At 67.5% G+C, this 8,881-nt stretch carries 8 protein-coding genes; 6 read left to right on the forward strand and 2 right to left on the reverse strand.

Annotation, left to right across the window (positions count from 1 at the left end):
* The first annotated feature begins 58 nt into the window (after nucleotides 1-58).
* The 5 genes from AC08OJ_RS16205 to AC08OJ_RS16225 all read left to right on the forward strand — a co-directional run bounded on the left by AC08OJ_RS16205 (nucleotide 59) and on the right by AC08OJ_RS16225 (nucleotide 6,050).
* A complete protein-coding gene (locus tag AC08OJ_RS16205; RefSeq protein ID WP_462187141.1) occupies nucleotides 59-1,018 on the forward strand; it encodes a 4-hydroxy-3-methylbut-2-enyl diphosphate reductase in 960 nt (319 codons plus the stop codon).
* Nucleotides 1,019-1,367: 349 nt separating this feature from the next.
* A complete protein-coding gene (locus tag AC08OJ_RS16210) occupies nucleotides 1,368-2,759 on the forward strand; it encodes a class II fumarate hydratase (RefSeq protein ID WP_476596168.1) in 1,392 nt (463 codons plus the stop codon).
* 537 nt (nucleotides 2,760-3,296) lie between these two features.
* Nucleotides 3,297-4,709, forward strand: coding sequence for a Si-specific NAD(P)(+) transhydrogenase (gene sthA / locus AC08OJ_RS16215; RefSeq protein WP_476593911.1), 1,413 nt, complete (start codon nucleotides 3,297-3,299; stop codon nucleotides 4,707-4,709).
* Nucleotides 4,710-4,775: 66 nt separating this feature from the next.
* Nucleotides 4,776-5,657 (forward strand): MBL fold metallo-hydrolase, encoded by an 882-nt coding sequence (locus AC08OJ_RS16220; RefSeq protein WP_476593910.1) that lies wholly within the window; start codon nucleotides 4,776-4,778, stop codon nucleotides 5,655-5,657.
* A gap of 69 nt (nucleotides 5,658-5,726) precedes the next feature.
* A complete protein-coding gene (locus AC08OJ_RS16225; protein ID WP_476593909.1) occupies nucleotides 5,727-6,050 on the forward strand; it encodes a winged helix-turn-helix transcriptional regulator in 324 nt (107 codons plus the stop codon).
* Nucleotides 6,051-6,124: 74 nt separating this feature from the next.
* Here the strand turns inward: AC08OJ_RS16225 and AC08OJ_RS16230 are convergent, their stop codons facing one another.
* Complete coding sequence (locus tag AC08OJ_RS16230; RefSeq protein ID WP_476596169.1) at nucleotides 6,125-6,682, reverse strand: NUDIX hydrolase; 558 nt, start codon at nucleotides 6,680-6,682, stop codon at nucleotides 6,125-6,127.
* A 783-nt stretch (nucleotides 6,683-7,465) separates the two neighbouring features.
* On the opposite strand from AC08OJ_RS16230, the gene AC08OJ_RS16235 reads away from it, so the two are divergent.
* The gene (locus AC08OJ_RS16235; RefSeq protein ID WP_476593907.1) at nucleotides 7,466-7,957 is read left to right on the forward strand and encodes a hypothetical protein; all 492 of its coding nucleotides are present in this window, start codon (nucleotides 7,466-7,468) and stop codon (nucleotides 7,955-7,957) included.
* Nucleotides 7,958-7,981: 24 nt separating this feature from the next.
* On the opposite strand, the gene AC08OJ_RS16240 is transcribed toward AC08OJ_RS16235, so the two are convergent.
* Complete coding sequence (locus AC08OJ_RS16240; protein ID WP_462189170.1) at nucleotides 7,982-8,668, reverse strand: adenylate kinase family protein; 687 nt, start codon at nucleotides 8,666-8,668, stop codon at nucleotides 7,982-7,984.
* Nucleotides 8,669-8,881 lie beyond the last annotated feature (213 nt).

An 8,881-nucleotide genomic window follows, 5' to 3' on the forward strand; every position in this document is an offset into this window, starting at 1 on the left:
TGCGGAAGACAAGCCTAGCCGACTTCCCGGCCGCCGGCCGCCGCGTAGACTCCCACCCATGGGCCGGGTCCTTCTTGCCAAACCGCGCGGCTACTGCGCTGGTGTCGATCGAGCCGTCGTGACCGTGGAGAAAGCACTAGAGCTGTACGGTTCACCGGTCTACGTACGCAAACAAATCGTTCACAACCTTCATGTCGTGAAGACGCTGGAGGCCAAGGGTGCGATCTTCGTGGACGAAACCGACGAGGTGCCGCACGGCGCCACCGTCGTGTTTTCAGCCCATGGAGTAGCACCAACGGTGCACGAAGAGGCGGCGGCGCGCGAGCTCCGCACAATCGACGCCACGTGCCCGCTGGTCACCAAGGTGCATTCTGAAGCCAGGCGGTTCGCCCGCGAGGACTACGACATCCTCCTCATTGGCCACGAGGGCCACGAGGAGGTCGTCGGCACCACCGGGCAGGCTCCGGACCGCATCCACCTCGTGGACGGACCCGAGGACGCCGCCGGGGTGAAGGTCCGCGATCCGAAGCGGGTGGCCTTCCTCTCCCAGACCACGCTGTCCGTCGACGAGACGATGACGACGGTCGACGCGCTGCGCGAGCGCTTCCCGCACCTGCAGGGTCCACCGAGCGACGATATCTGCTACGCCACGCAGAACCGCCAGGTCGCCGTCAAGGAGATCGCCGGCGCGGTCGACCTGGTCATCGTCGTCGGCTCGCGGAACTCCTCAAACTCGGTCCGGTTGGTCGAGGTCGCGCTCGACGCCGGCGCGCCGGCCGCCTACCTCGTGGACGACTCCACCGAGGTGGACCTGAGCTGGTTCGATGGTGTCGAGACCGTCGGGGTCACCAGCGGCGCATCGGTGCCGGAGGAGCTCGTCACCGGCGTGATGGCCTGGCTCGCCGAGCGGGGCTTCACCGATGTGGAGGAGGTCACGTCCGCGGACGAGCACCTTCTCTTTGCGTTGCCGCCGGAGCTTCGCCGGGAGATGCGTACCCGCGAGCGCGCCGCCAGCTGAGCCCGGACCGCCCCTCACACCAGACTCGTCGGAGCCATCCTTCCCCGCATTGCGCCGAAGCCCCCGACGTTCCCCTATAGCCATTCTCACTGTCCCCGCATCACGCCGAAGGCCCCCGAGGCTCCCCCAGGAACCTCACCGAAGGCGAGGTAACGGAAACCCCGAACGGCGCCCTATGCCAGGGGTCCCCGCATTGCGCCGAAGGCGCCATGCGGGGGAGGCCCGACATGTCCTAAGGTCGGCCCTGGGGCCGCGTCCAGGCGGCATCTCGCCGGGACGCGGCCCCAGTGTGCGGTACAGGGCACGTGCAGTACAGGTCAAGGGCGACGAGCATCGGGAGAACGGGCGCATGAGCGAGCAGGAATACCGCATCGAGCACGACAGCATGGGTGACGTCCGGGTACCGGTCACGGCCCGGTGGCGGGCCCAGACGCAGCGGGCGGTGGAGAACTTTCCCGTCTCCGGCCAGCGGATCTCCCGCGCGCACATCGCGGCGCTCGCCCAGATCAAAGCCGCCGCCGCGACGGTGAACGCCAAGCTGGACGTGCTCGACGCGGACATCGCCGAGGCGATCGCCGATGCGGCCACGGAGGTGGCCCGTGGTGACTGGGACGACCAGTTCCCCCTGGACGTCTTCCAGACCGGCAGCGGCACCTCGTCCAACATGAACACCAACGAGGTGCTGGCCTCGCTCGCCTCCGAGCGCCTCGGCCGCCCGGTTCACCCGAACGACCACGTCAACGCCTCGCAGTCCTCGAACGACGTCTTTCCCTCATCGATCCACATCGCCGCCACCCAGGGCATCGTCGGCGACCTGATCCCGGCCCTGGAGCACCTTGCCACCGCGCTCGGTCGCAAGGAGACCGAGTTCGCCGACGTCGTGAAGTCCGGCCGGACCCATCTGATGGACGCGACCCCTGTGACACTCGGCCAGGAGTTCGGCGGGTACGCCGCCGCGGTCCGGCTCGGCGTCGAGCGCCTGCAGGTGGCACTGCCCCGGATCGGAGAGCTGCCGCTCGGTGGGACAGCCGTCGGGACCGGCATCAACACCCCGCCCGGCTTCTCCGCCGCGGTAATCGAGGAACTGTCCGCCAGCACCGGTCTTCCCCTGACTGAGGCACGCAACCACTTCGAGGCGCAGGCCTCCCGGGACGGCCTCGTCGAGGCGTCCGGCGTGCTGCGGGTGATCGCCCTCTCGCTCTACAAGATTGCCAACGACCTGCGCTGGGCCTCGTCCGGCCCACGAGCCGGGCTCGGCGAGATCCGGCTGCCCGACCTCCAGCCCGGATCCTCGATCATGCCCGGCAAGGTCAATCCGGTCATTCCCGAGGCGGTCTGTCAGGTCGTCGCCCAGGTCGTCGGCAACGACGCGGCGGTCGCGTTCGGCGGCTCAGCCGGGAGCTTCGAGCTCAATGTCATGCTGCCGGTGATCGCACGTAACCTGCTGGAGTCGATCCACATCCTGTCGACGATCAGCCGGCTGTTCGCCGACCGTTGCATCGACGGCATCGTCGCCGACGTCGAACGCTGCCGCCGCTACGCCGAGTCCTCCCCCTCCATCGTGACGCCGCTGAACAAGTACATCGGCTACGAGGAGGCCGCGAAGGTCGCCAAGATCTCGCTCGCCGAGGAGAAGACCATTCGCGAGGTCGTTCTCGAGCGCGGTTACGTTGAGGCGGGCAAACTCACCGAGGCACAGCTCGACGCCGCGCTCGACGTGCTGTCGATGACCCACCCGTAGCCGAAGCTCGTCGGGCGGCCTCTCCCCCGACCGTCGCGTCTCCCGGACACCTCCGTGACCCACGGGGGTGTCCCGTCCCGACAGCGCGACCCGACAGGCAACGACCGACGGCGCGGCGGGAGCCGTGGAAGACCCCCCAGACAGCCTCCACGACCCCCGCTAGAGGTTTAACGGGCCGGCGGCGGATTGGTTACGGGTGGCGGGTGCCTCAATTTCACCTGCCGGCACGACGGCCCGGCCCGACAGCAGGGTCCGACGGCCTGGCGGCGCAAGTCCTCGACAGGTTCCCACCAGTTGGACTCGAAAAGCTCTCAACCGGAACCACACCGGCACATATGGCGGGCATGACGGCACACCTCGGCCATCACAGACGGGTTCGCGACACCTACCTCGAGTGATAATCCGCAGGTGAAGCGACTCCCGAGAAATTTCCCAGAAGAAATGGACGTAACAAGCACGGTCAACGTGCCGACCCGACCCGTCCGGCCGGATAGCCTCGGGTTCACCGGAGACCGATAGATTGCGGGGGATGTGACGATGTTCGACTACGACGTCCTCGTCATCGGATCCGGGCCGGGCGGGCAGAAGGCCGCGATCGCAGCGGCCAAGCTCGGCCGACGGGTCGCGATCGTCGACAAACGGGAAATGATCGGTGGTGTCAGCATCAATACTGGCACGATCCCGTCCAAGACGCTGCGGGAAGCGGTCCTTTATCTGACCGGCATGTCACAGCGTGAGCTGTACGGGTCGAGCTACCGGGTAAAGGATGACATCACCGTCGGTGACCTCTCGGCGCGGACCAGACATGTCATCAGCCGCGAGATCGACGTGATTCGCAACCAGCTCAGCCGTAACCACGTCACCCTGCTGACGGGACTGGCCAGCTTCGTCGATCCGCACACCGTGAACGTGCGGGCGGGCGGCGAGGACACCGAGGACCGCCGGATCCAGGCGGAAAGAATCATTATCGCCACGGGCACCCGCCCGGCGCGGCCGGACACGGTCGACTTCGACGGACGGACTGTCGTCGACAGCGACCAGATCCTGGCCCTGGAGAAACTGCCCCGGTCGATGGTCGTCGTCGGCGCCGGTGTGATCGGTATCGAATACGCCTCGATGTTCGCCGCGCTCGGCACGAAGGTAACCGTCGTCGAGCGCCGTGACCGGATGCTCGACTTCTGCGACCTCGAAATCGTCGAGGCGTTGAAGTACCAGCTCCGCGATCTTGCGGTGACCTTCCGTTTCCGCGAGTCGGTCGTCTCCGTGGAACGCCACAACGGCGGTACCCTCACCCTGCTCGAAAGCGGGCAGAAGCTCCCGGCGGACACAGTGATGTATTCGGCCGGGCGGCAGAGGCTCACCGACATCCTCAACCTTCCGGCGGCCGGCCTTTCCGCGGACAACCGCGGCCGGATCAAGGTTGGCTCGGACTTCCGCACGGAGGTCGACCACATCTACGCGGTCGGCGACGTGATCGGATTCCCCGCTCTCGCGGCGACGTCAATGGAACAGGGACGTCTCGCGGCCTACGCCGCCTGCGGCGAGGACGTCAACGCCATGCGGGCCGAGCTGATGCCGATTGGGATCTACACGATCCCGGAGATCTCCTATGTCGGCAGCACCGAGGACGAGCTGACCGAGCAGGCCATCCCGTTCGAGGTGGGCATTGCCCGGTACCGGGAGCTGGCCCGCGGAGCCATCCTCGGTGACTCGTACGGGATGCTGAAGCTACTGGTCAGCCCGGACGACCGGCGCCTTCTCGGGGTACACGTCTTCGGTACAGGAGCCACCGAACTCGTCCACATCGGACAGACTGTGATGGGCTGCGGCGGCACCATCGACTACCTCGTCGACAGCGTCTTCAACTATCCGACGCTCGCCGAGTCCTACAAGGTCGCGGCTCTGGACGCGATGAACAAGATGCGCGCGGTCGCCCGCTTCAGCGGCTGAATAGGCTCGGCGACATCCCGGTGTTCCACCGTGGTTACACCGGCAGGTGACGCCCCAGGAGCGCCCGTGCCACTCGATCCCGCCAGTCTCGATCTGCCGATCTGCCTAACCTGCGGGATCCAGTACGGTGCGGTCCGGGGCGACTGCCCGGTGTGCGAGGACGAACGGCAGTACGTCGGCTGGGACGGTCAGCGGTGGACCTCCCGGGCACGGCTGCGGGCCGCAGGATACCGCGGGGTACTGCGCCCCGAGGGGGACCGCGTGTTCGGCGTCGGCGCCGAACCGAAGATCTCCATCGGGCAGCGGGCCCTGTTGGTCCGCACGGACGAGGGCAACATCCTCTGGGACTGCGTGCCCTTCCTCGACGACGATCTCGCGGGTCAGGTTGATGCGCTCGGCGGCATCCGCGCCATCGCCGTCAGCCACCCGCACTTCTACGGCGCCATGGTGGACTGGAGTCACGCCTTCGGCGGAGTGCCGATCTACATCCACGCCGCCGACGCCGCCTGGATCGGCCGGACCGGCGATGCGATCGTGCTCTGGTCCGGCGACACCCACCAGATCGGCCCGGGGCTGACCCTCGTCAACGGCGGTGTGCACTTCGCCGGTGGCACGGTCCTGCATTGGGCGGACGGGGAGAACGGGCGCGGTGCGCTGTTCTCCGGCGACATCCTGCAGGTGGTGCAGGACCGGCGGTGGGTGAGCTTCATGTACAGCTACCCGAACTACATCCCGGAACGGCCCGGGGCGGTCCGGCGGGCGGTCGCGCTCCTCGAACCCTTCGATTTCGAGGTCGTCTACGGCGCGTTCTGGCAGGCGATCGTCCGCGCCGGCGGTCGGGCCGCCGTGCGCCGCTCCGCCGAGCGCTATCTGCGGTTCGTGGCGGACGACACGCCCCAGGGACCGGTTCCACCCGAGTCCCGGGCTCCTTGCCCCACGACGTCATAAGCCGACGAAAGGTAAGCCGCTATTACCGGATCGGGCCGGCTAATGGCGGGCAAGCATAGGCTGATCAGGGTGAAGCTGTCCTCGTTCTGCCCGCGCTACCACCATGCCGTCGAGACCATTGGGCGGCGCTGGACCGGGGCCATCGTGCGCGCGATGCTGGCCGGCGCAACCCGGTTCTCCGAGATCACGACGGCGGTGCCCAACCTGTCCGACCGGCTCTGTTCCGTGCGGCTGAGAGAACTTGAAGCCGAAGGGATGGTCAGACGCACCGTCGTCCCGGATACGCCCGCGCGGACCGAGTACCACCTGACCGCGAAGGGAGCGGACCTCGCAGACACGGTCGCGGCCCTCTCCCTCTGGGCCGAGACCTGGCTCCCCGACCCATGCTGCTGACCCGCCCTGGCGGCCCGCCCTGCTGGCCTAGGGCTACTCGGCACCCCGGCTGGATCAGGCCCGCATGGGTCCAGTCAGCGCACCAGCCCGGCCTGCTGGAACGCCCTGGTCAGCTTCGCGCCCAGCTGGCCGGAAATCTGCTCGGGCGCCACCCACCGAACCTGCGTCGTGGCGCTCTCCCGCACCGCGAGGCTGCGGTCCTCGACGTGGAAGAGATAGGTCATGTCGTAGTGCACGTGCTCGGGTTCACCGAGGATCGGCGCGGCGTCGACGATTCCGACCTCCACGTCGAACGGGAGGATCCCGCCCGGGATCACCGCGTCGGCCTCGACACCTGCCCGGCGCGCGGCGAGCCCGAGCGCAGCGCCGAGCAGCGAGAAGTCGTCGGCATCTACATGACCGCCGGGCATCCGCCAGACCGCGGTGGACGGCTCCAGGATCTCCAGCACCCGCCAGTCCGGGGACACGATCGCGGCTCGGCACGTGACGTGGGCCGGCATCGTGCTACGGGCTGTGATGGATGGCCCGTGCAGAGCCAGCACGACCAAGGACCGCATGAGGTCCACTTCATCCGGGTTTGCCTCGATGTAGCCCAAGGCCACACCGATCACCGCGTTGTTGGTGACCGCCACGCTTAAGGAACGTACAGGCATCGGGCGCCGATCACGGCGCACTGGGACGGGACACACCGAAACTCGTGTCGCATCGACATCCTCACTTACAGTGATAAAAAAGGTAGCAGAACGGACCGAATCGGAATTCCGACAGCTAGAAAGGGGGCTTCACCCGCGAGGGGATCCACCACCAGCCGAGGAAGGCGGAAGCTGGAAGCAGTGGCACCAACACCCCAGGTAGTCGCCACCCCCATGCGACCCATCCCCTTCTTGCGATTACGGAAGGTAGTTGTTGGTACCGGAGTGCCGCCCCGCCCATCCCTTCGCGTCCAGCCCCCTCGGGGCGACCATCACCATCGATCCCGCCAAGGACTAAGCGGACAAACAGGGCAAGCAACATCCGCCGTGCGGATACCCGGCGACTAACCCCTCAAACCTCACCTATGACACAAATCCGAAAGCTCGGCCGCCCCGACGCACGATCTCGACCCCCGACCCGACGTGATGCTCAGGTGTGCTCCCCCGGGTGGCGACGCACCGACCGCACCCCCACGCAGGCCACCCCCACGCAGGCAATGACGCTGAGCCGACACCGCCACGCGGCGTGCACCGTCCGCGACTAAGGTCGACAGCATGGATCCGAAAGATCCGGGAATCAAACACCTGGACAGATCCACAGTGATGATCTACCGTCCGCCCGCGGGACCCCTGTCCCGCCGATCGGACCGAGCAGGAGGACCAGCCGTGCGGGAGAACCTCACCCTTGACGAACCACGCCGAGGGATCCGGTCCGGCCGAACCATGACGCTGCTTCCGGGGCTGGTCCTCGCGGGAATGGTCGCGCTGACCGCCGGTTGCGGGGGGTCCGACGACATCGGTGTGCCGCCCTCCGTCAGCACACCGACCCTGCCGACGTCGATCCCCACCGCGCTGCCGAGCGGGCTGCCCACCTCGCTGCCGGGGGTGGGAAGGATCGACGCCGTCAGCGGCGCGGATGCCCTGCGTGGCACGAATGTCCCCCCCGATTTCCCGGTGCCGCCCGGGGCCACCGTGAAGGTTGGCACGACCACCGGGAAGACGTCGACAGTGACGCTGGGCGGGGTGTCCAGCAACGGGGTGGCCACCTTCTACCGGCAGACCCTGCCTGGCGCCGGCTATAAGATCACAACGGATGTGGGGATTCCGGGAGTCGCCAGAGCCATCCAGTTCAACGGGCACGGCGTCAACGGGAGTATCGGGGCCGCGGGGGTCGGTAACACCGACGGCGTCGCCGTGGTATTCACCAAGCAGTAGCCCCCCGGGGGATCGCGGCCGGGCTCACCCGGACACGACCGGCCGCTGCGGAAGACCGAACTGCGAGCGATCGAGCTGCGGAAGATCGAAATGCCGGCGGATCTCCGCCTGCACCTCGCGCGGCGGGTGCCTGGCGTCCACGACGGCCACGAACTCCTTGCGTTGGAAGATCTCCATGACCGGTCGGGTCTTCTCGTGGTACTCCCGCAGGCGGACGGCCAGCGCCTGCGGGTTGTCGTCGGCCCGGGTCAGCAGCGGCGCTCCGCACACGTCGCAGGTGTCCGGCACCTGCGGCCTACTGGCGATCAGGTTGTAGTCCAGGCCGCACCGCGAGCAGAACCGGCGGGCGAGCACCCGCCGGTAGACCTCGTCGTCGGGGAGGTCGAGGTAGATGACCCCGTCGATGTCGTAGCTCTCCAGGAAGAACTCGGCCTGCCGTGCGTTGCGCGGGAACCCGTCGATGATGAACCCATAGTTCCAGTCGTGCTCGGCCAGCCGGGAGCGCACCACTGACTCGACGAGATCGTCCCCGACCAGGTGACCGGCCGCCACGATGCGTTTGACCTGGGCACCGAGTTTGGTGTGATTCTGCACGTTCCAGCGGAAGACGTCGCCGACGCTGATGTGGACCAGGTCGAAGTCCCGAGCCATCATCGTTGCCTGGGTTCCCTTGCCGCTGCCCTGCACGCCCATGATGACGAACTTGCGCACGCCGACTCCCGCTCGTTCCTCCGCCCCCAGCTGTCCCACCGGCCTCTCCGTCGCGACGTTATCCGCCATGGAGATCACTAGGGGTTTCCGCGGCCCAGCGGTGGCGGGTACGTCATGACACCCGCACGGCCGACCGGCGGGCTGTCCGCAGCCCAACCCGGACCGATGCACGGCGACAATGCCGTAAAGAGCAGGATGTCAGGATGTGTGGGG

The organism is Frankia sp. CgKIO3, from assembly GCF_977946435.1.